The sequence below is a fragment of the Rummeliibacillus sp. POC4 genome (assembly GCF_003576525.1).
GTDB lineage: Bacteria > Bacillota > Bacilli > Bacillales_A > Planococcaceae > Rummeliibacillus.
The window spans coordinates 44,356-63,324 of the sequence record NZ_QWUA01000020.1 but is presented as its reverse complement, the minus strand read 5'-3'; the positions used below and the strand labels follow the sequence as shown (position 1 = coordinate 63,324).

Below are 18,969 nucleotides of genomic sequence, written 5' to 3'. Positions count from 1 at the left end.
CATTAAAGGGTGGTCTGAGTGTAAGCGATAGGTTCTATAAATACCGTCAGATTAAGCTTCTAGCAATAAATCTTCTGGGTTTTCAAGTAAATCTTTAACCATTTTTAAGAATCCAACTGATTCTTTACCGTTCATTATGTTTATGTTATATCATTGGATTTCTTCTTATATAAATAAGAAAAACGATTAACAATATGTCTTTTTTATTTTTTGGTTTGTATTAGATTGTATCTAATTATACGTTGTGGTAGTCAAAATGGTAGTCAAGTTATTTCAGGCGGTAATTTTGCGAACCCATGCAACATAAGGGATGGCGGTTATAAAAAATGTTGATTGCTTTCTTATTTTCAATTGTATAGCTTTCGCTATTATCAATCAAAAGACAATTTTTTATTTACTGTATATGCTTTGACATATTCTCTATTTGTCGAACAGAATCCACCGCATACAATGAAGCGTGGGGTACCATTTTTATCGTAGGTAATATCGATAATATCTAGTTTCTTGCCTTTTTTATATCGTACATGCTCATGTTTTAAGCTTTTATCTTTGTACACGCCGATGTCTGTAAGTGCGATTAACCTGTCAAATTTTTTATCATAAAACTTTCCTTGCGTTTTCTTATAATCCAATTGATCTGCAATTACTTTCGCAATCGCCTGGCATAGTTTTTCAAAATTTTCATGATATGCAGCTGCATCTTTTTTACTTGATACAAAGCAAACCTCCAAGAGTATTGCTGGTTTTGAAGTATTGCGAAGGAAATATAACTCTTTACGTTCCTTTGCTCCACGATCAACAATTCCGAGAGCATCTGACATAGCTTTTGACATCTTAACTGATAATGATTTTTTGTCATAATACAAGCATTCGGTACCTGTTGCAGATGCGCTTGCGCTGTTGAAATGAACACTAATATCTAGTGCTCGTTCTTTACTATTGTGATATTTCACTATTGTAGCTAAGTTTTTATCTTGTGTTGTAGAAGTAGCATCATGGAACTTAAAGCCTTTTCCGTTATATTCTTTTGTTAAAATATTATAAACACTATTAACAACCTTTTTAGCTTCATTGTGCTCGTTTAAAACGCCTATTGCTCCACTAACTTTATCTCCATGACCGCTTGAAATTACGAATTGTTTTGTCATATTATTTCAACCCTTTCTTTTGAAGCTCTTTTTCTTGTCCACGTGCTTGTTTCGTTACGATATAACTGTTCTTCCATACACCGTAAACTACTAATACAAACGGTACTGTTGCCAATAAAGCATTAACAAAAGCATCAATTGTTTTGTCTGTAAACCAAGTAAAAGTAATACCTAGTGATTGCAAAAATAAAAGGACTGCTGATAGCAATCCTCCGAATAACCCAATATATTGTTTTAATTTTTCTGTTGTCATTTTAATCGTCCTTTTCTGTGAATTTTTCGATGCGATCTACACGATTTTCTAACGATGATAAACTTCTATTTATACCCTCTAACGCAGTTGCTGTTTGCGCTTGAGATTCATTTGAACGTTCTAAATGAGTCATTAATTTGTTTTCACGTTGCTCTGATCGTCGCATTACGTAAATTGTTAATAACACACATAAAATCGCCCATACTGCTTGACTTGTTGCTATTTCACTTGCTGTTTTTACATCCATTGGCTGCACCTACTTTTCATAAGCCGTAAAAGGACCTATATTTTTGTATATAAAAAGCACACCCGATTGGATGTGCTGTATATCCTCAAATTTCTGATCTTAAATCAACCAAACTATCAATGATTGTATAATAACCTTCTATGTTTGACTTTAGATTTGATAGCTTAGGAGCCAGTTCAAAGCGCTCATTTGCCACAACAGTAATATTATGTTGTGTGAGTTTTTTAGATAATCCTTCTGGCAATTTTTCCTCAATTGTCGTCAGTACATTTAATCTTTCAGTAAGTCTTCTGAACTTTTCTTCAAATTTTGATAATTCATCTTTTTTTGTGTCAATAAAATCTGTACAAAAATCAATTTCTCTATTTATAGATTCTTTAGTTATTGTTGTTAACTCCACTTTATACACCTCCTTATATTCTTTATATTTCGACAAGAACGGGACTTGTCCTTTGATAAATTTCGACCATTTTTAGCAATAAAAATAACGCTATCCAACCTACTGCGTTTTCTGTGAATCCATTATTGTAAGTAACTCTGTGTATTCTTTATCAACCAACTGATTATTTGCGTAAAAAACATTTACCTTCTTCAACATATTATCATAGCTATAACGTTGGCGATCAATTAAAAATTTACATAAATCATAGACCTTCATTATAATGTTCCTCCTTGTATGCCCATTTCGTTCATGGCAATTAAATATTCTGTGTTAACTAATGTTTGTGCCTGCAGTTCTTCCATTGTTGGTGCTGGGTTTGTTGGTTCAATTGGATTGGGCAAAACTGGTTTCGTAAATTCCACTGTATCACCGTTATAATACCATCCTTCTTGAACATCTGGTTTATCGGTTATATCCACTAAAATAATATTTGGTGCAAAAGCTGGTTTTTCTTCAGCTTCAAATATCCAATGTGCTTTATTATATAAAATTTGTGCAAACTTCATTTATATCACTCCCACCATTTAATAATCAAAAAGCCATCTCCACCTTTTCCACTTGGCGTCCCTTCTGAGTTTATTCCAACACCTCCCCCTCCGCTACCAGTAGCGCCATCTCCACCTGGATAAATATGATTATATGAACCCAACGTTCCTCCAATAAAAGTACCACAGTTTCCCCCTCTCAATTCAGGAACTATACCATTAACGGAAGTGTGAAGAATTCCGTCACTACCATTTGTTCCTGAAGGTCCTCCAGCTACGCCACCTTTCCTCGTACTATAGTTACCTCCACCTCCACCTGATAACGATAAATATCCCCCGAATGTTGTAATGCCACCAGCAAGACCATTTGCACCACTTGTACCGCCATTTGATACTGGAGCACCACCATTTGCTACTGTAATTGAAACTGTTTGTTCTGGATCCACTTTAACCGGATAATATTCTACATAATGAGCACCACCACCACAAGCACCGTAATAACCACTTGAACCATCAGGTCCATGTGCACCACTACCACCACCGCCGCAACCTGTTAAATACACTTCTTCTACACCGATTGGCACTTTCCAACTATATGTTCCAGGAACATCAAACACTTTACTTTTCAACACTTTCCCGCTTGTTTTTACTGCGTTTAAAATTTCATCTTGTTTCGCAGATGTTGGTAAATTAATCTCTGACATCTATAAAACCTCCTCATAAACAAAAATAAGACCATCCTTAGCAGAATTAGTCTTAAACCCATATCTGTATATTTTATTATCAGTATCTGTAAATTGGTGAGGCATGAGATTTGCTTGATGATTAACTATTTCATTATTTGTATTGTTTACTTCGTTTTTGATTTCATTGATAGCACCTGCTAATGTTTTATCAGTGGTTTCTAAATCTGAAATTGATGTACTGCCATCTTGCAGTTCATTTACCGCAGCATCCAACGTATCCATGTTTTCGTTGAGATCACTGATATTCACATAATCCGTTAAATCTGGTTTCTTTAGTTTTAGTTTTTCTGTGTACTTCATTAGCTCACCTCATCCCATACTCGTAAATCATTCCAATTTTTATCCCTTACACCACCCCAAGTTTTGTCTTTCCAGATTGTCCATGTGTTATAGATAAAGCTGAATTTCCACTCTAAGTGTGCGGGCATAATTATTTCTAATGCACTTTGAAGACCTGCCATGTTATTTGGAATGCCTATCGTGCCGACAAATTTAATTTCGTATACACCAGGTATATTTGTAGAATTAATTTCTACATCACCGTTGCTATATGCAGCTGCAACTGACTTAATAGTTGCTTCTGTGGTTTGATCAAAACTTGCTCGGTTTCGAGATGCAATTTGTTCCCTGCGTTGGTCATAACTTAATAACTTATTAATTTGAATACCTAGATCTCGTTCAAATATTGATAACGATTCGATAGCAGTATCTAGGAATATATTTCTTTCTGCTACGTCTAATAATTGCTCACAATTTCGTAATTCCCTATCATATGATGGTAGTATTTCATTAGATATTATGGATTTGCGTTCGTATAAAGGTAAATGTTTCGTCATATCTGTTTTGTAATCTCGTTTGGATACGACAATATCTACAATCATTTCTGCGACAGTTTGCATTACTGCAGGTGAATAATCAACCCGTACACCTTTTGCATTTATTTCTGTCATTACTTCATCTAAAGCACCTGATTGTTCTATCAAAACAGGACTTATTGTCATTTCTGAGACAACTTCCATCAATGCCACTCTAAAACATTCCCATTGATGAGGTGTTAAATCATCCCATGTAAAGACATTTACTTTTCCCCACTCGGATTCTTGTATAGCGTGCATTCAAATCACCTACTTTAATCGAACAATCAAGTAATTTTTGGGTATCTTATATTGACTGGATATATCGATGGTTTTGATAAACTCTGCAGGTGACTTAAATAATAAATTACCTGCATCCATACTATCAAAAATACCAATATGAGTAATACTTCCCCATGATTCTCCTGCTATCGGAAACAGTACATCTGCAGTGTTCGATGTTTGGCCATCAACAGGTTCGATAAATGCTACTAGTTGCCGTTTGTAACTTGGTTGATTAATTTCGTTATCTTCGTTAAACAAAGCAACATAAACAGATTTTAAATTGTCTTTTAAGACTTTATTTTTCAAGAATACGCTCATATGATTCATTCATTAACACCTCCCGTAATAGCCACTTCGTCATCTCCTATTGGAATATTAGCAATACTGCCATTTACTAATAAATTCTGATAATCTAATAATCCTTCGCTGTCAATAACTTCGCTACCTGTTTTAGCATAGCTGACATATGATTCTTTAAAGGCAATTCTCTTCAGATACTCCACCATATTTTCCTTTATATTTTCTTTGACCACTGGCTCTGTATAACCATCTGCTAAACTAAGGGAAGCCGTAATATTTATAGATACACCGATAGCAGAAACAACAACCAATTCTTCTACTCCAAATGGCATTTTTTCTGAAATATGATCATAAACTTTTTTGACCAATTCACTATCGGCAGGCTGTTTATTACTATTGATAATAATAACTTTCATTGTCAACGGTCCATTAAATTTAGGGACAACTCTTGCATCACCTACTCCTGTTACTTCTTTTGCCCATTCTAGATAGTGATACTTATTCCCTGATTTACCTGGGCGTTGCAACTTATCATAATAGCGTTGTTTAAGTTCATAATCAGATTCAGCATCATAACCATTTGTAACCTTCTCTGGATTGTAGACATTTACTAACCCACTAAGTGTGACCGGGAATTTATTAATCGCGTTTGCTGGTACATTCCCAATCGTTCCAAATAACTCACATTCAACTAATACATTCGCTTGTCCGCTTTCACCGATAACCTTTTCTTCAACAAAAACAAAATTTAAAGTATCAGTGCCAACTAAATCACCAACCCTGATTTGCGAACCAATTGAACCAGAAACAATTACCCGTATTGTTGCCTTTGTTGCTTTTTTTCTGGTAATCCCTGTTCTTTGATATATAAATTTTTCAAGATCATCATCAGATAAATTTTCGATATCCAGTTTATTTTGAATGTCTGTAATTTCTTTTTGTTTTGTAGAAAATTCAATTGCACCAGGCTTAGTTGCATCAAAGATAAAGGAACCATTGCTTTTGTCGTATTCGTCATCAATATTTGTAAGCATTCGATTATGAATATCTTGTGCGCTCTCCATTAAAATGTCACCTCCATCTCAAACGCCCCCTCAATTGTCACAACTGTAAACCATACCTTCATCCATTTTCCATCACGCTCAAAAGTCCAATCTTCTACGCTTTCAATATAGCTATGAAGTATTAAAGATGCTGTTACTTCTCTTTTTATTTCTGCTTCAATGAAAGATCGCGGGAAGCCTGAACCGATTAAATCTTCCAGTGTTACACCGTATTCAATATTTTCATAGATTTTAAATCGAAATCGTTCAGTTTTTAATACTTTTAAAATCCATTGTTTCAATACTTCAACGCCGTGAATTTCCACCATTTTCCCGTCTTTTATTACAAAATCACCTTTATCAAAATCATACAAAAAAGACTTGCCTAATTTCGGTAAGTCTTTTGATTGTTCTGTCGTATCAGTATTAAATTCTAACTCTGCGATATCTGGCAACATTATTCAAACCTCACCGCCTTGTCTATCACAAAATACAATTGATCGTCAGTTGTTGGCATTAATATCACTTCATCATCTTTGACAATGGTGTCTAAAGTGGTGATATGCGTGTCCCTTGTATCCACATTCAATGTCTGTACAACATGAGAATGTAGGTCAACCACATTTGTTTGTCCACAATTTTCGTCGTTAAATACTAGGAGTAGATCTCTTTTATATCCTGCTAACATATGCGCTGAGAAGATTAGATTTTCTTTGTTTAAAATGACAACATCGTTTAGCCGTATCATAACTTCTGGCGGTGGTGTAATGACAATGCCAGTCGTTATTGATTGTGGAATATAATTTTCCCGTTCTTTAAGCAACATCGCTAATTCTGTTAAACCATCACTTTTAGCCATTTCTTACCTCCAGTCCTAATGTCATTGTGTGTATGCCTTTTGAGATAGTGTGATTTACATCTTTAATTAAATAAGTACCACTGATTCCTGTGATTGGTTCTTCAACTTTGAATAATCTTCCGGCACGTACACGATCATCTCCAATTAGTTCAATACTTGTTTCTTCTACAACTGTTGCCAATTCATCTAACTCATTTTGAGCAATTTGTTTGGCTGTAAGTTTTTCTTTTTCGTCTAACTTTACGACTTTTTGTAGTTTTCCGTATTTTTTTACCATTGCTTCATCCTCTTTAGTCAAAAGCACTTTATCTTTAGATGATACAACTTGGATTGAGTTGATCATATCCGAAATACTTCTTTTTCGGCTCGGATTTGAGATAGCGGAAACTACATCATGTTTGGATCCGTTTTTATAAAGCTGAAACTCACCTGTGATAATCATATTATTTCTTTTTTCAATGAATAGCTTGCCATCACGCATTTCCATTAGATACTTTGTGCCGGTGTTCCGCTTGGTGATTTTAATAATTTCTTTGATGATGTCGCTAACTTTTTTATCATTAAAAATTTTATCAATTTTTGTAGGCATGGAAGCAATACTGCCGATAGGGATGCCGAAATCATTTAATATCTTTTTAATTGCCTGGTCTGCTGGAATTTTGTTGAATTGGTAAATAGCATTTGATTTGTTCAAATAAAACGCAAAGTCAAAAGCAGTATAACTAATGGGATCTCTGCCTTTTCGGTCTTCATCCTCAATAATTGCCCTTGTGATTTCTTTGTTGTTATTTTTTAATATCACCATGTCTCCAATGTCACATGGGTTTTTAGGAAAATACTTATCATCATTAAAAGCAATATCAAATGATAATTCCTCTCCTAACTCATCTTTGTTGCTCCTTCTTTTTATCGATCCAACTAAAGGTGAGATATTAATCATTTTTGATTTCTTTACTAACCATAACTCATGCATATCTACACCTGCTTTGTCTTTAACTTGATTTCCGGGAACTCAGTCATAGAAATTGAATAGTAGACATCGCCCGTACCATCTTGTGGACCATATTCAAAGTCGTCGATTAATACAAGCATGTTAATCTTTGTATTAGTTATGACAAGACGAATGGGGATTCTTTTATCCCGCCAAGTTTCTAATAGATCAGCATACTCCCATCCCTTATATTTATTAGTTCTTGCAAATTTGTATTTTTTCTTAGGAAAGAAGGATTCAAATGAGATAGATTTAAGTCCTCTTTGGCCAATTAATAAGATGTCTCCTTGATTAATAGTTGACCAGGTCTCATTGTTGAATGGACTTTTTATTTTAAATTCATCCGGAACAATAGGAAGTTGAAGAACTGTTTTTCGATTATTAATGCTGAAAAATATATCCATCCTATCAACCTCCTAAATATTCGCCAATCTCATTTTTAATGCTGGTACTAATTCATTTACTATCTCATTTGTTGATTTACCTACACCATTTATATTGATATTAATAACATTACCTCCTGCACTCTGAGCACCTTCAGCACGAGCCATTGCAACTGATTTATCATGAGGATAGACACGAGATCCACGAGGCAAGTCAATAATTTCGCCACCTTTTTCATGAACCTGAGCAATACCACCAGGCGCTGAATTTGTACCACTAGCAAAGCCTGGAATATATTTTTTTAATCCTCCAAGAGAAGGTAATGAAATTTTAGGCATTTTAAAGTTGGCCACTGCACTTTTAAAGGAGTTCCATTTATCTATCAAACTTTGAAAGAATCCAACTACTGGCGATATAAATGATTGTGCTGCTGACATAACTCCTGAAAAAGCTGTTTTAAGTCCTGACCAAAGAGCTGATGCTGCCGCTCTAACAGTGTCCCAGTTCTTCCAAAGTAAAACACCTACTGCTATTACAGCACCAATAGCAATTGCTACCCATCCTAAAGGTGAAATAGCTAGTGTCCCATTTAATAATGCAGTTGCAATTTGAACACCTGATGTTGCGATTCTCCAAACGTTTTGCGCTGCAGTTACTGCTAAAATACCAATTTTAAATGCAGCAAATCCAGCTGCAGTACCAGCAAGAATAGGAGACAATGCAGAAATAATTCCTGATATACTTGACCAATTACTTGCAATTGTCGATACACCACCAACTGCAGTAGATACTAGACTGCTAAATATAGGTATTAAATTTTCTGCTGAACTAGCTAATGAACTTAATAATTCATTACCACCATTCGAAGTAAATGAATCTGCAATAGTTGTTTTTAAGGTTCGCCACATACTCAACATTCTATCTCCAAAGCCACTATGCATTGTTTTTTCAGCTTCTTCTGTAGCACCTTTGAAATTACCTACTGCGTCTTTTCCGTCTGTCATTGCAAGAACTACGTTTGAGCGAACATCTTCCCATTGCGTACCAAATAATTGAACTCCTGCTGCATTTTGCTTTACTGGATCTTTTATTGCAGCAAGTCCAGCAACAGTTGCTGCAAATGCCGTATTGGCAGAATCTCCACCAGCTCCAATCTTTTGAGCCATGTCATCTGCATTCAAACCAACTGCTTTAAAACCTTCTGCAGTACCTTTTGAACCATCGATAGAACGAATGCTGAATTCTTTAACAGCATCCCCTACCTTATCCATATTAAAAGCACCTGCTTCAGAGCCTTTAACAAGAATATTTGTGAAGTCTTTCGCACTCATACCCATAGCACTAAAATAAGGTGAATACTCATTGAATGTATCGAGTAAATCACCTGAATAATCACCTGTCTTTTGAAATGCTGTCGTCATTAAGTCGAGTGCATCTGTTTGAGAAAGTCCTTTGAAGTTGGCAGTCATTGTTTTTACGGATTTACCTACTTCTTCAGTACCTACATCATAGAGATCAGCAATGGTATTAGCACCCATAGCTAGGTTTTTAAAGTCCTTCTTCCCAAGATCATTAAACATTCCTTTTAACTTTCCTATATCATTTGCTACTTCCCCGACTGAATCCCCAAACCCAGCATTAAAAACATCTTTTGCAGTCCCTTTTAAACCTTCTAATTCTTTGCCTGTTGCCCCAGTCTTAGCACTCAGTCTGTTAAATGCTGATTCTGTTTCGATAACAGATGAAGCTATGTCACTAATACCTGCAATTCCTGCAAATGCACCAGTAAGAGCCGCCGCACTTACCGCAACATTTTTGAATGCACTCATAGCTGATGAGCCAAAATTTCTGACTGTATTAGAAGATTTTTTAATCTTTCTCTCAAAATCTGTTGTGCCACTTGCTGCCCTTTTTACGCCACTTGAAAAGTCTTTATCTTTAAGAGTTAAGACTGCAGATATGACACGCTTATTGCCCATTTATATACCTCCAATCAAAAAAGCTAAGACTGACCAAACATGGCCTCGTACTTAGCTTTTTCTTCTTCGAAACTCTTCTCCATTGACGCAAAAAGGAATAATCGTTCCACTGGACTAGCGTTTATTATCGATCTTATGCTATGCCCACGTTGCAAATAGTGATGAAGCATGTAATAATCTCCATCACTATTTATTAGTTTTTTACTTGTTTCACTTTTTCAATATGTGATCCGTATCCAGCTGATTTCAAAATTTCTTCTGCAATTTTCGGTATTTCTCCAACTTCAAATATTTTACTTATAATATCAGTAGGATCTACACAATTAAATGCCTGTTGTAGTTCTGGATCTTTTAAGTTTGGCTCCACAACGGAATTGTAAATAAGATGCAGGTCAGCTTCCCCTGCTTCGACATCTTTATCACGAGTCATTTCAATCGATTCAAGTGCTAGCGTACGATCTGGCTTTTCAAACACGATTGTTGCATCTAACCGCTCTATATACAATTCTTCTTTTATTCCTTTTTTAACTTCATACTTATCTTTTTCTTTAATTAATTGCAGTAAAGTCAATTTGTTTTTCACTTGTTTATCCATTAGTTAGCCTCCTAAGCTGAAATTAAATCTAATAAATCATAATCTGCAAAGTTAAATGGTAATTCTTCAGTAGCCAATGTTTTTTGTTCAAATGCTAGCAATGTATATTCGTTGAATGTGATTTCCTCAATCGATACTCGCTCAGCGCCAAATGCATCGGGATCTGCCAACTTGCCAACCAATTTCACATCAGGCATTTCCCCTGTTTTGGTCGCTTCACCCAATAGTTTAGCTCCACGAGAATAAACCTTTTTCACAGTAATAGTGCCTTCTCCCGACCACCCTGTGTACTTTTTATGTGTAGCCAAATCTTCAGCCATGTTTACATCTTCAAAATTCAATGCAACTTTTGCTTCGAAACTTTCAATATCAAGCCATTTCTCGTTATTTACCCAAACGGCTCCGAATGTTCCGTTAATTTGGCGATTTGGTTTTAATTTTTTATCCATCTTCTCACCTTCCTATTAGATAAATTAGATAAAGATGTTGAAATCTAAATCTTCCATTGTATCAACAATTTTAATATTTGCAGCAAGAAAGACATTTTTCTTGAATGATGTCTTTTTAACAACTTGGTCATCCCATGTACTTGTATCAGTACCAATAGCCTCCCAAGCCAACCGCTGTGCTGTAACATTGATATCTGCTTTATTTGTATAGTTGGGATCTAAAATTTCATTTGGGAATGTTGCCAAACCTTTGAAATACGAGTTAATGGATGTAATAAACAAAACTTGATTATCATAGATATTATTTACTTTACCTGTATAGTGATCGTTAAATGTGATGCGAATGTCGTCTTGGATCATATCCATCACTTCCATAACGCGAATTGATTTGAAATCTTCTGTTTTCGTAATAGTTGTTGTTACTAAACTATTTACCCCTCGACCAATCTTAATGTTTTCACCATCATTAATTAAAATGAGTTCACCATTATCAATGGCTGCATCTGGGTCTACCTGTTCGATAATTTCGTCTATTTCATCAAGCACATAATACGTTGATGAACGTGTAAATGGTAAACCTGCTAGGATTCCGGCAATGCGTGCTGTATATTCAGCTGTCGTATAAATATCTTCACCAACTTTAATACCATTAGCAGTAAAGTTGATAACTCCTTCACAATCTACTTTAGTGTTTGGTAGCACACTTTTAAACGTTTTTTTGTTTTTTCGATTTTCTTTTATCCATGTCGCTACTTCTTCTGTTTGCGCTGTTGTGATACTCGGAATTGCTAAATAGTTAAATCGCTTGTTAGCCAATCGTTTCAGACCTTCTGTAAAATCTGTTGAATCGGTAGCAATAACTTCAACAATTATTTTGGATGGTACCCCTTTTAATGTCTGTTTAATGTATTTCAAATTATCTTCTGTCCAATCAGTCGCAACAAGTTCATCAATGCTTGTGATCACTTGTGATTTCACAGTAGGTTTATCATCTTTTAAAATAAGAGCGACAATACCTCGCGCACTACGAGCAACTGCGGACACTGCCTTTCCGTAAAACTCTATATTAATCTGTGGTAATCCCAAAACCATCACTCCTTCAAAATCATTTCTAATTCTTTCATTAGTTCAACTGGATATTTATCAAAATGGTCTTTATTTGGTCCTTTACCATCTGGATCTGGAAACTCTTTATCAATCCAATTACTATCTTCATCGATATCCCTTACATCGTTAAATTCAAGAGAAAAAGACATATTTAAAACACCATCTGTAGTAACGGTGTTTGTTTCAGTGATGTTAAGCCATCTATTCACTACTCTTAATTTCAAGTCAAATGCTGATTCTAAACTCTCTTGTGTATCTAATAACTCAATAGCATGATCATATTCATCTGTTGGAAAATAATAAATTTGAACATCAATATCTTTGTCAACATGCTCCATTGTGCCACTTTTTTTACCGTTTAACTGTACAAAAAAAGAAGGTCTATTGAACCCTTCACTTACATCATTGCTATTGATTTCGATATCAGGAAACTTGTTATTTATCCTCTCATTTATTCCTTTTTTAATATCTTTCATGGCAATCACTATAAATCACCACTTTCTAGAAGATCATCAAGCCAATTCAGTAGTTCTTTTTCATAAACTCCCGAACTATCAAATTCAGCCATACCATTTGCTAATATATTTTTACCGGGGACGAATCCAATATTACGTCCATCTTTTGTAACTTGTTTATGTCCGTACTCAATTAAGTGTGCATGAGGTTGCGAGTTTATAATGCGAACAACATACTTACCTTCTGAATCTTTAAACGCTTTACCACGTTTAAAACCCTTTTGATAATTACCAGTTTGTTTGTGGACAATAGATCTTGCTTTGCGAGCAACTTTTGTTCTCGCTTTGCTCCCAACTTTACGCATAATCTTCAATGATTCTTTAGGTAGTTTCTTTTGAGCAACTTCAAGCAAATCATTTTGAAACTCTGTAAGTCCTTCCATTTCCATACTCATCTCATCAGCTCCTGTACAAATATTTCAAGAGTCTCATTTGAAAAGTATGGATTCAAAATATATTTTATTTCGAACTTATGGCCACGAAAATGAACTTGCATATCCTTTGTAATATCCTTGCCAGAATCGTAGCGAACAACAATCTTATGAGTGACATTTGTTAAAATTGTATCTGCCTGTTGCTTCATAAGTGAGCCTGTTTGTGGAATAACTTCTGCAAACAGAGTTTTGATCAGACTAAATTTATATGTTGTTTCGTTTAGCTCATTTGTTACTTTTTTGTTGCCATGAACTTCAATTTTATGTCGAAGTCTGTTCGTCTGGCGTTTCGGCATCTGCATACACCTCCTGCACAAAGAATGGGGTTAAAGCATCTAACGCTTCGCCTAATTCTTTTTCAGCAACTCTGTATTCGTAAAAGATACCTGCAGTCATAATGACGAGCCACTCAGTTTGCTTACCAGTCGCATTTTGTACATAATATTGAGCTTGTTGTAGGTATAAGGACAACATAGATGAATCCATATCGTCCTCAATGTGTAGATGATTACGCAGTTTTTCTAACAACTGTTCATCCATAAGCATTACGCTCCTTTAGTAGCTCCAACTTCATAGCGATAAACGGCAGGCTCATATGGAGAGTAAATAAGTTGTCCATCTAGTAAGTTATAAATTTGGAAGCCTACTTTATTTGTGCCTGCATATTTTTCAACAAGTTTTTGTAACTCCATTGCTCCGATAACATCTTGAATATGAAATGCTTTAAAATCACCAAAATAGAATACAGGTTTCGTTGGATCAGCACCATCAGCAGAATCTGTGAAATCTACTTGATGGCCAAGTAACGTGTAACCTACACCATCTTTCGCTTCATGTAGTAATGGTCGTCCTGTTGTATCTGTCATTCCCTCAAGTATTGTTAATGCAGAACGATTGATAATCCACATTGATTTTTTAAGTACTTCTGTTACTGGCTGACCTTTTAGCTTTACAAGTTGTTGATATAACTTTTGTGAATAACCCACTGCATTAATATCAATACCTTCTGTTTCATAATAAGCAACTGCTTTTTTCTCTAATGCTCCAGGATTTTCATTACCAACATCATTACCTTTGAACATGTAATTTGTTTCTTTGCGTACATAAGCCTTCTTCAATTCATCAATAACAATTGTTTCAATTGGTGCACCTGTCATTTTCAATAATTTTTTAGTAACAGTGGCTAAGGCATCAAATTCTGCTGGATCTAAAAGAATTTCATCGAATTCAATTTCTGTTTCTTTGATTTCATCACCACTGCCACGTTCTTTCTTACGTACATTGGCATCAGCTTTTTTAACTAATACAGGATACTTTACATTTCCTTTCTCTCGATGCACAGAACCATATTTACGAAGTAAGTTTTCTTCTTGTGCGTAAGTAATAATTTCAGAAGCAATAACTTCTGGAATTGTTACAGACCCGTTACCAGTTTCTACACCTAGAGAACGTGCTTCAGCTTCTGAAATTTTCCCTACTACAAAATTAGCAAATGCACTTCGGACTTCTGCATCATTTCGTTTTTGTTTTTGTTGTTGATTTGCTCGAGTAGAAAGTGCTGTAGAAATTGCATTCATTGCCGATGAACGTTGTTGCACAGAAATCCCAGCATCGCGTTGACCACCTTCATCACCTTCTCCATTCTCTCTACCTGGTTCTCCATCTCGACCTTCGCTATTTGAACCATCACCATTAGTTCCACCATCGCTATTACTATTATCTCCATTGTCAGTATTATTGTCAGTACCATCATTGTTATCATCTTTGGCTAATTCATCTGCAATATCCTGTAGTTGTTTCGTGATGTCTTCTATTTCAGTTTGAATAGCTGGTAAATCAGCTGCACGAAGTTCAGGATCTTCTATTTTTGAGCGTAAAGTAACTAAACGCTCGTTATTACGTTTTTGTAAAGCTAATAGTAATTGTCTATTCATGTTTGTTTGCCTCCAATAATTGATTTATTTGCTTAATCATTTTGATACGTTGCTCTGTTTCTTCATCAATTTCTTTACTACGAACTAAAGATGCTTCTGTGTCATCATAAGCTGGTATAGAAACTACGGAGATTTCGAATAATTCTACTTCTTGTATCGTTCGTAATGCAGGTTCAACGTTGTAATCCCATTCTTCTATTGTAGGAATAAAACCGAATGAGCACTGATTAATATCACCACGTTTCATCGATTCAACTAAATCTCTTGCAATTGTTGTATTTGGTAACTCAACTTCGAATTTCAACCCACGATCATCTTCTTCTAAATGCAAAGTGCCATTTTTGGTACGGCCTAGCACATTGTCCCAATTATGATTGAATAGTGCTCGAATATCGTTATTCTCTGAAATAGCACGTGCAAATGCTCCTGGTGCAATTACTTCATCGAAAAAATCACAAATACTTGTTTTCGAATTAAAAACAGCTGCATAGCCACTAATTACATTTGATTCACTATCTATTGCATCCCGTGTATCTAAATTGGTGATGTCAAATGTCCGTGTCACTCTTTTTGCCATTGTCATCACCACCCTTCAAGCTATTGTCTGTTGCCTTTTTCTCTCCAATTTTTGATAAATCATTAGAAATATAAATGGCTTGTGTTTCCGGCGTATTTTGTTTTTGGAAACCGAGCATTTCAGCAATATTATCTGGTGAAGTGATACCAGTACGAACTATGTTGTAACCGATATTTGTTTTTGTACTATAAGTTACAAAGTCAAGAATATTAATCTTGAATTTAATACGTTTATCCGAATTTTTCCCGAAAAAAAGAAGACTCAAATGGTCCTCTAAATTTCTCATAATTGGTTTTACTGCTTTGTTATGTAGATACATCATAGCCTTTTCTAAATCACTCTTAATGAGCGCTTGATATGTATCTACATTGATATTCAAATATTTTCCTAAATCCTTTTTATAAACGTTTAAGAAAGATAATATTTTTTCATCATCAATTGTCGATTCCATCGTATCAATCTCATACCCTTTTCCGAGTGGAATCATTTTTACAGTTCTACTTTCATCAATATCTTCTAGTTGGTTTAAGATTGCATTTATCAATTTAGATTGCGCTGCGTTTTGCGGATTAATATTAGCATCTAGCTTTAATAGGAAGGCTAATAATCCACCTTTCTTATATTTATCTGTCAAAACCTTTTCAGCACTCATAACACCTTCTAGTGTGTTTTTACCGAGTTCAAGTAATCCATGCCCTCTTAAATGACTAATTCCCATGTTTTTAATATGTCTAATCATTGATGAAGGTATCTCAGTCCCATTAATTTTAAAGTGTTCTACTAATCTATCATCTAGTTCTGTATAAACATTTGTAGCAATATGCAGTTGATCACCATCAAGTACTGGAAATACTTCACCCTTTAATAGATATGTATTCGTTAACAACTTTAAATACTCTGAACGTGTGAGATAATTATTTGGATGAGCCAGTATGCTTTTAGCTGAAGATTCAATTTCTTCATCATCACGGTTTACCACAGTTACTTCTGCAAGCATGATCTGATTGCTTATGTCTTGTAATAACTCGTATACATCAGATGATTCAAGAATATTTTCACCATTAACAAAGCGCCCACTATATCTAATCACATTTGAAAAAGCGTCTTCAAACCATCCACGCTTTTCAACTTGCTTATAAAGATAATTGGATAATTTATCTCTTAATCCCAAGCCATTCACCCCCTATCGGTAAATCGAATCTAGTAATTCATCGAATTCATCTGCATTAATATCTTCCATCTGGAACATTGTTTCCTTATGAGCAACTAAAAAAGCCACAAATCCATCAATCTTTTTCTTAGACTGACGTTTTGATGGCCCCTTCATTCCATTTATATTTGTTATTACTACCATGTTCAATGCACAGTACAAAAATAATGGATTATCTGTGATTAATTTATGTTCATAAATAAGTAATTCAGCATCATCAATCATTGCATTCATTACATTTGGATACTGGTTAACCACAATGCAATCCAAACCAAGATTTTCACATTTCTCAATAAGTTTCTGTGACATTGCAGGGTCATAGTTGATTTGCTGAACATCATATAAATTCATACATTCAGTAATATATTCAAGTACCATGTCTTGATCTATCATCTTACCATCGCACAGTGTAACAAAACCACGTTCAACTAAATCTGAATATGGGACATTATCCTCTTTCTCTCGAAAATCAAGATTCTCAGACGGTATAAAGTACATTTGTTTAACTTTAAGTAATGCCTTACCTTCATCATCAAAAGTTGGAAAATTTAAATCGACACATGTTAAGTCATTTACCTTCGATAAATCGAGTCCAATATAGCACATCTCGCCATCTAAGTTTCCTAGGTCCTCAACCAATACATGTTCAATTTGTTCTCTTTCGAAATAGTTCTCGGCTCCATTAACAAATACATTTAAATGCTTTGATAAAAACTCTGCTTTCGAATGCGCTGACTGTTGAGCTTTCTTGAACTCGATTTCTAATGTTTCCATCGTTACTGAAATACCGATGTTTGGATTGACCATTTCCCAAACTTTACGATCTGTCCAATCGTATCCTCTATTTGGTTCAGCTATATAAACAAATAAAGAATCATCTTCATCTTCTTTAAGAACACTCTTCGCATATTTATAAACACGCATACCTACTGATGATGAACCTTTACCAGCAGTAGAAATATTCAACGTCATTGGTTGCTCACGAGAAACTTGCGCTGACTTTAAGTTGTCATACATGTCCATATTCTCTTGAGCATGAAGTTCATCATTAAGGACAAAGTAAGGGTTCTTACCTTCAAGACCTTTGGTGTTCTTCGTTAATACTTTGAACTTGTTCTGATAGGTGATTCCATCAATTGAATAACGATACATGGCACCAGAAACAGTACCATTAATGCCTTTGTAAATTTGGGTATTTTTACTTAAAGGCTTCGAATTTTCAATTGCTTGTGCAATGGGTTCAGCTGCGTTCTGTGCTTGTTCATAGTCAGTTGCTGCACAATAACAATCCGCACCTCTTTCACCTTCACCATACATTGCGTATAGCAATGCACCTGCAGCAATAATTGTTTTACCGTTTTTCTTTGGAACTTGTACGTATGCTTCACGAATAACTCGAACGATATTACCTTTCTCATTTTCATGATACCAACCATACATATTTGCAAAGATAAACATTTCCCATTCTTCAAGTGAAATCAATTCACCTGCTAGTGGTCCTTTAACATGACGTACAAAGGATTGTACAAAATCTAACATTTCATTTGCTTTATCTACATCAAACCATATGTCTTTTCTCTTCTTCCATTTTCTATATCTTTCAATAGATTTGATAATAGAAGTAGGATATTTCTTTTTGTTTCGCATAACTCGGTTTGCATATAGATCAGCGTAGTTCTTTCCTGGTTCAATCTGAATCATTTAACTTTTCGCCATTTATTCCGATGTGCTGCCAATTCATCAACTTCAGCCTTAGTTGATTGATTATTGGTCGTTTTTTGTACACTTTTTCCTTTGTTTGTCATTCCAAGATAATCTAACAATTTATTTTTCTTATCATTCCAAGTTTCAACTTGTTGTGCTAATGGATGTTTCATTTCGTTAATTGCGCCAGCCTTGTTCTGATGCGCTTTTGTTGGAGGAAATCCAGCATCTCTCCATTTTTCAAACATGGTTTTATAAATGATAAATGCATCTAAATAATTTTCAATCAAAGGTGTGAGCGATTTTTGATATAGCCCTTCCTCCTGAAGCAAATTGACGATGCGATTTTCCTCTTCAACCCTTGCCTCATCTAACATTTCAAGCTTTCGCTTTTTGGAAATTCGAGCCATTTCCACACCCCCCTTTGT

27 protein-coding genes are annotated in these 18,969 nt (G+C 35.1%); all 27 read right to left on the bottom strand.

The genetic code is table 11. The features are described 5' to 3' along the window. Positions 1-371: 371 nt before the first annotated feature. A complete protein-coding gene (locus tag D1606_RS08230) occupies positions 372-1,148 on the bottom strand; it encodes an N-acetylmuramoyl-L-alanine amidase (protein WP_119415525.1) in 777 nt (258 codons plus the stop codon). A gap of 1 nt (position 1,149) precedes the next feature. Further along, positions 1,150-1,401 carry a phage holin gene (locus tag D1606_RS08225; RefSeq protein WP_119415524.1) on the bottom strand — a complete coding sequence of 84 codons (252 nt, stop codon included), beginning with the start codon at positions 1,399-1,401 and terminating at the stop codon, positions 1,150-1,152. Between the two features lies 1 nt (position 1,402). Beyond that, a complete protein-coding gene (locus tag D1606_RS08220; RefSeq protein WP_119415523.1) occupies positions 1,403-1,648 on the bottom strand; it encodes a BhlA/UviB family holin-like peptide in 246 nt (81 codons plus the stop codon). A gap of 85 nt (positions 1,649-1,733) precedes the next feature. Beyond that, positions 1,734-2,048, bottom strand: a complete 315-nt coding sequence (locus D1606_RS08215) for a hypothetical protein (protein WP_119415522.1) — start codon at positions 2,046-2,048, stop codon at positions 1,734-1,736. Positions 2,049-2,305: 257 nt separating this feature from the next. After that, positions 2,306-2,596, bottom strand: coding sequence for a hypothetical protein (locus D1606_RS08210; RefSeq protein ID WP_119415521.1), 291 nt, complete (start codon positions 2,594-2,596; stop codon positions 2,306-2,308). Between the two features lie 5 nt (positions 2,597-2,601). Continuing rightward, positions 2,602-3,279, bottom strand: coding sequence for a glycine-rich domain-containing protein (locus D1606_RS08205; protein WP_119415520.1), 678 nt, complete (start codon positions 3,277-3,279; stop codon positions 2,602-2,604). Beyond that, a complete protein-coding gene (locus tag D1606_RS08200) occupies positions 3,280-3,621 on the bottom strand; it encodes a hypothetical protein (RefSeq protein WP_119415519.1) in 342 nt (113 codons plus the stop codon). Beyond that, positions 3,621-4,436, bottom strand: a complete 816-nt coding sequence (locus D1606_RS08195) for a putative phage tail protein (protein ID WP_119415518.1) — start codon at positions 4,434-4,436, stop codon at positions 3,621-3,623. Before D1606_RS08195 ends, D1606_RS08200 begins: the two co-directional genes overlap by 1 nt. 9 nt (positions 4,437-4,445) lie before the next feature. Then, entirely contained in the window at positions 4,446-4,787 is a 342-nt protein-coding gene (locus D1606_RS08190) for a phage tail fiber protein (RefSeq protein ID WP_119415517.1), read from the bottom strand. Beyond that, positions 4,784-5,824, bottom strand: coding sequence for a baseplate J/gp47 family protein (locus D1606_RS08185; RefSeq protein WP_119415516.1), 1,041 nt, complete (start codon positions 5,822-5,824; stop codon positions 4,784-4,786). The genes D1606_RS08190 and D1606_RS08185 overlap by 4 nt, the downstream gene beginning before the upstream one ends. Next, a complete protein-coding gene (locus D1606_RS08180) occupies positions 5,824-6,261 on the bottom strand; it encodes a DUF2634 domain-containing protein (protein ID WP_119415515.1) in 438 nt (145 codons plus the stop codon). The genes D1606_RS08185 and D1606_RS08180 overlap by 1 nt, the downstream gene beginning before the upstream one ends. After that, positions 6,261-6,662, bottom strand: a complete 402-nt coding sequence (locus D1606_RS08175; protein ID WP_119415514.1) for a DUF2577 family protein — start codon at positions 6,660-6,662, stop codon at positions 6,261-6,263. Before D1606_RS08175 ends, D1606_RS08180 begins: the two co-directional genes overlap by 1 nt. Next, positions 6,655-7,635 carry an XkdQ/YqbQ family protein gene (locus D1606_RS08170; protein WP_119415513.1) on the bottom strand — a complete coding sequence of 327 codons (981 nt, stop codon included), beginning with the start codon at positions 7,633-7,635 and terminating at the stop codon, positions 6,655-6,657. The genes D1606_RS08175 and D1606_RS08170 overlap by 8 nt, the downstream gene beginning before the upstream one ends. 2 nt (positions 7,636-7,637) lie before the next feature. Then, the gene (locus D1606_RS08165; RefSeq protein ID WP_119415512.1) at positions 7,638-8,057 is read right to left on the bottom strand and encodes a phage portal protein; all 420 of its coding nucleotides are present in this window, start codon (positions 8,055-8,057) and stop codon (positions 7,638-7,640) included. A 12-nt stretch (positions 8,058-8,069) separates the two neighbouring features. After that, positions 8,070-10,016 carry a phage tail tape measure protein gene (locus D1606_RS08160; RefSeq protein WP_119415511.1) on the bottom strand — a complete coding sequence of 649 codons (1,947 nt, stop codon included), beginning with the start codon at positions 10,014-10,016 and terminating at the stop codon, positions 8,070-8,072. Positions 10,017-10,209: 193 nt separating this feature from the next. Then, on the bottom strand, positions 10,210-10,611 hold the full coding sequence (locus D1606_RS08155; protein ID WP_119415510.1) for a phage tail assembly chaperone: 402 nt from the start codon (positions 10,609-10,611) through the stop codon (positions 10,210-10,212). A gap of 11 nt (positions 10,612-10,622) precedes the next feature. Then, the gene (locus D1606_RS08150) at positions 10,623-11,060 is read right to left on the bottom strand and encodes a phage tail tube protein (protein ID WP_119415509.1); all 438 of its coding nucleotides are present in this window, start codon (positions 11,058-11,060) and stop codon (positions 10,623-10,625) included. Positions 11,061-11,084: 24 nt separating this feature from the next. Then, positions 11,085-12,152, bottom strand: a complete 1,068-nt coding sequence (locus tag D1606_RS08145; protein ID WP_199670694.1) for a phage tail sheath C-terminal domain-containing protein — start codon at positions 12,150-12,152, stop codon at positions 11,085-11,087. Further along, positions 12,152-12,643 (bottom strand): phage tail terminator family protein, encoded by a 492-nt coding sequence (locus D1606_RS08140; protein ID WP_369973776.1) that lies wholly within the window; start codon positions 12,641-12,643, stop codon positions 12,152-12,154. Before D1606_RS08140 ends, D1606_RS08145 begins: the two co-directional genes overlap by 1 nt. Positions 12,644-12,651: 8 nt before the next feature. After that, on the bottom strand, positions 12,652-13,077 hold the full coding sequence (locus tag D1606_RS08135; protein ID WP_119415506.1) for an HK97 gp10 family phage protein: 426 nt from the start codon (positions 13,075-13,077) through the stop codon (positions 12,652-12,654). Then, positions 13,074-13,412, bottom strand: coding sequence for a phage head closure protein (locus tag D1606_RS08130; RefSeq protein ID WP_119415505.1), 339 nt, complete (start codon positions 13,410-13,412; stop codon positions 13,074-13,076). Before D1606_RS08130 ends, D1606_RS08135 begins: the two co-directional genes overlap by 4 nt. After that, a complete protein-coding gene (locus D1606_RS08125; RefSeq protein WP_369973774.1) occupies positions 13,378-13,662 on the bottom strand; it encodes a head-tail connector protein in 285 nt (94 codons plus the stop codon). Before D1606_RS08125 ends, D1606_RS08130 begins: the two co-directional genes overlap by 35 nt. Continuing rightward, on the bottom strand, positions 13,662-15,050 hold the full coding sequence (locus tag D1606_RS08120; protein ID WP_119415504.1) for a phage major capsid protein: 1,389 nt from the start codon (positions 15,048-15,050) through the stop codon (positions 13,662-13,664). Before D1606_RS08120 ends, D1606_RS08125 begins: the two co-directional genes overlap by 1 nt. Then, complete coding sequence (locus tag D1606_RS08115) at positions 15,043-15,627, bottom strand: HK97 family phage prohead protease (RefSeq protein WP_119415503.1); 585 nt, start codon at positions 15,625-15,627, stop codon at positions 15,043-15,045. The genes D1606_RS08120 and D1606_RS08115 overlap by 8 nt, the downstream gene beginning before the upstream one ends. Then, on the bottom strand, positions 15,599-16,798 hold the full coding sequence (locus D1606_RS08110; RefSeq protein WP_119415502.1) for a phage portal protein: 1,200 nt from the start codon (positions 16,796-16,798) through the stop codon (positions 15,599-15,601). Before D1606_RS08110 ends, D1606_RS08115 begins: the two co-directional genes overlap by 29 nt. A gap of 12 nt (positions 16,799-16,810) precedes the next feature. Continuing rightward, on the bottom strand, positions 16,811-18,535 hold the full coding sequence (locus tag D1606_RS08105) for a terminase large subunit (RefSeq protein ID WP_369973775.1): 1,725 nt from the start codon (positions 18,533-18,535) through the stop codon (positions 16,811-16,813). Continuing rightward, positions 18,535-18,951: a P27 family phage terminase small subunit gene (locus D1606_RS08100; protein WP_119415501.1), complete on the bottom strand. Its 417-nt coding sequence runs from the start codon at positions 18,949-18,951 to the stop codon at positions 18,535-18,537. The genes D1606_RS08105 and D1606_RS08100 overlap by 1 nt, the downstream gene beginning before the upstream one ends. Positions 18,952-18,969 lie beyond the last annotated feature (18 nt).

Bases quoted from the DNA above. Each gene is read 5' to 3' on its own strand.
- D1606_RS08220 (WP_119415523.1), bottom strand. From the start codon at position 1,648: ATGGATGTAAAAACAGCAAGTGAAATAGCAACAAGTCAAGCAGTATGG.
- D1606_RS08225 (WP_119415524.1), bottom strand. From the start codon at position 1,401: ATGACAACAGAAAAATTAAAACAATATATTGGGTTATTCGGAGGATTG.
- D1606_RS08205 (WP_119415520.1), bottom strand. From the start codon at position 3,279: ATGTCAGAGATTAATTTACCAACATCTGCGAAACAAGATGAAATTTTA.
- D1606_RS08135 (WP_119415506.1), bottom strand. From the start codon at position 13,077: ATGAGTATGGAAATGGAAGGACTTACAGAGTTTCAAAATGATTTGCTT.
- D1606_RS08210 (WP_119415521.1), bottom strand. From the start codon at position 2,596: ATGAAGTTTGCACAAATTTTATATAATAAAGCACATTGGATATTTGAA.
- D1606_RS08165 (WP_119415512.1), bottom strand. From the start codon at position 8,057: ATGGATATATTTTTCAGCATTAATAATCGAAAAACAGTTCTTCAACTT.
- D1606_RS08175 (WP_119415514.1), bottom strand. From the start codon at position 6,662: ATGGCTAAAAGTGATGGTTTAACAGAATTAGCGATGTTGCTTAAAGAA.
- D1606_RS08100 (WP_119415501.1), bottom strand. From the start codon at position 18,951: ATGGCTCGAATTTCCAAAAAGCGAAAGCTTGAAATGTTAGATGAGGCA.
- D1606_RS08195 (WP_119415518.1), bottom strand. From the start codon at position 4,436: ATGCACGCTATACAAGAATCCGAGTGGGGAAAAGTAAATGTCTTTACA.
- D1606_RS08125 (WP_369973774.1), bottom strand. From the start codon at position 13,662: ATGCTTATGGATGAACAGTTGTTAGAAAAACTGCGTAATCATCTACAC.
- D1606_RS08145 (WP_199670694.1), bottom strand. From the start codon at position 12,152: ATGGTTTTGGGATTACCACAGATTAATATAGAGTTTTACGGAAAGGCA.
- D1606_RS08190 (WP_119415517.1), bottom strand. From the start codon at position 4,787: ATGAATCATATGAGCGTATTCTTGAAAAATAAAGTCTTAAAAGACAAT.
- D1606_RS08115 (WP_119415503.1), bottom strand. From the start codon at position 15,627: ATGGCAAAAAGAGTGACACGGACATTTGACATCACCAATTTAGATACA.
- D1606_RS08120 (WP_119415504.1), bottom strand. From the start codon at position 15,050: ATGAATAGACAATTACTATTAGCTTTACAAAAACGTAATAACGAGCGT.
- D1606_RS08160 (WP_119415511.1), bottom strand. From the start codon at position 10,016: ATGGGCAATAAGCGTGTCATATCTGCAGTCTTAACTCTTAAAGATAAA.
- D1606_RS08150 (WP_119415509.1), bottom strand. From the start codon at position 11,060: ATGGATAAAAAATTAAAACCAAATCGCCAAATTAACGGAACATTCGGA.
- D1606_RS08170 (WP_119415513.1), bottom strand. From the start codon at position 7,635: ATGCATGAGTTATGGTTAGTAAAGAAATCAAAAATGATTAATATCTCA.
- D1606_RS08200 (WP_119415519.1), bottom strand. From the start codon at position 3,621: ATGAAGTACACAGAAAAACTAAAACTAAAGAAACCAGATTTAACGGAT.
- D1606_RS08130 (WP_119415505.1), bottom strand. From the start codon at position 13,412: ATGCCGAAACGCCAGACGAACAGACTTCGACATAAAATTGAAGTTCAT.
- D1606_RS08230 (WP_119415525.1), bottom strand. From the start codon at position 1,148: ATGACAAAACAATTCGTAATTTCAAGCGGTCATGGAGATAAAGTTAGT.
- D1606_RS08140 (WP_369973776.1), bottom strand. From the start codon at position 12,643: ATGAAAGATATTAAAAAAGGAATAAATGAGAGGATAAATAACAAGTTT.
- D1606_RS08155 (WP_119415510.1), bottom strand. From the start codon at position 10,611: ATGGATAAACAAGTGAAAAACAAATTGACTTTACTGCAATTAATTAAA.
- D1606_RS08180 (WP_119415515.1), bottom strand. From the start codon at position 6,261: ATGTTGCCAGATATCGCAGAGTTAGAATTTAATACTGATACGACAGAA.
- D1606_RS08185 (WP_119415516.1), bottom strand. From the start codon at position 5,824: ATGGAGAGCGCACAAGATATTCATAATCGAATGCTTACAAATATTGAT.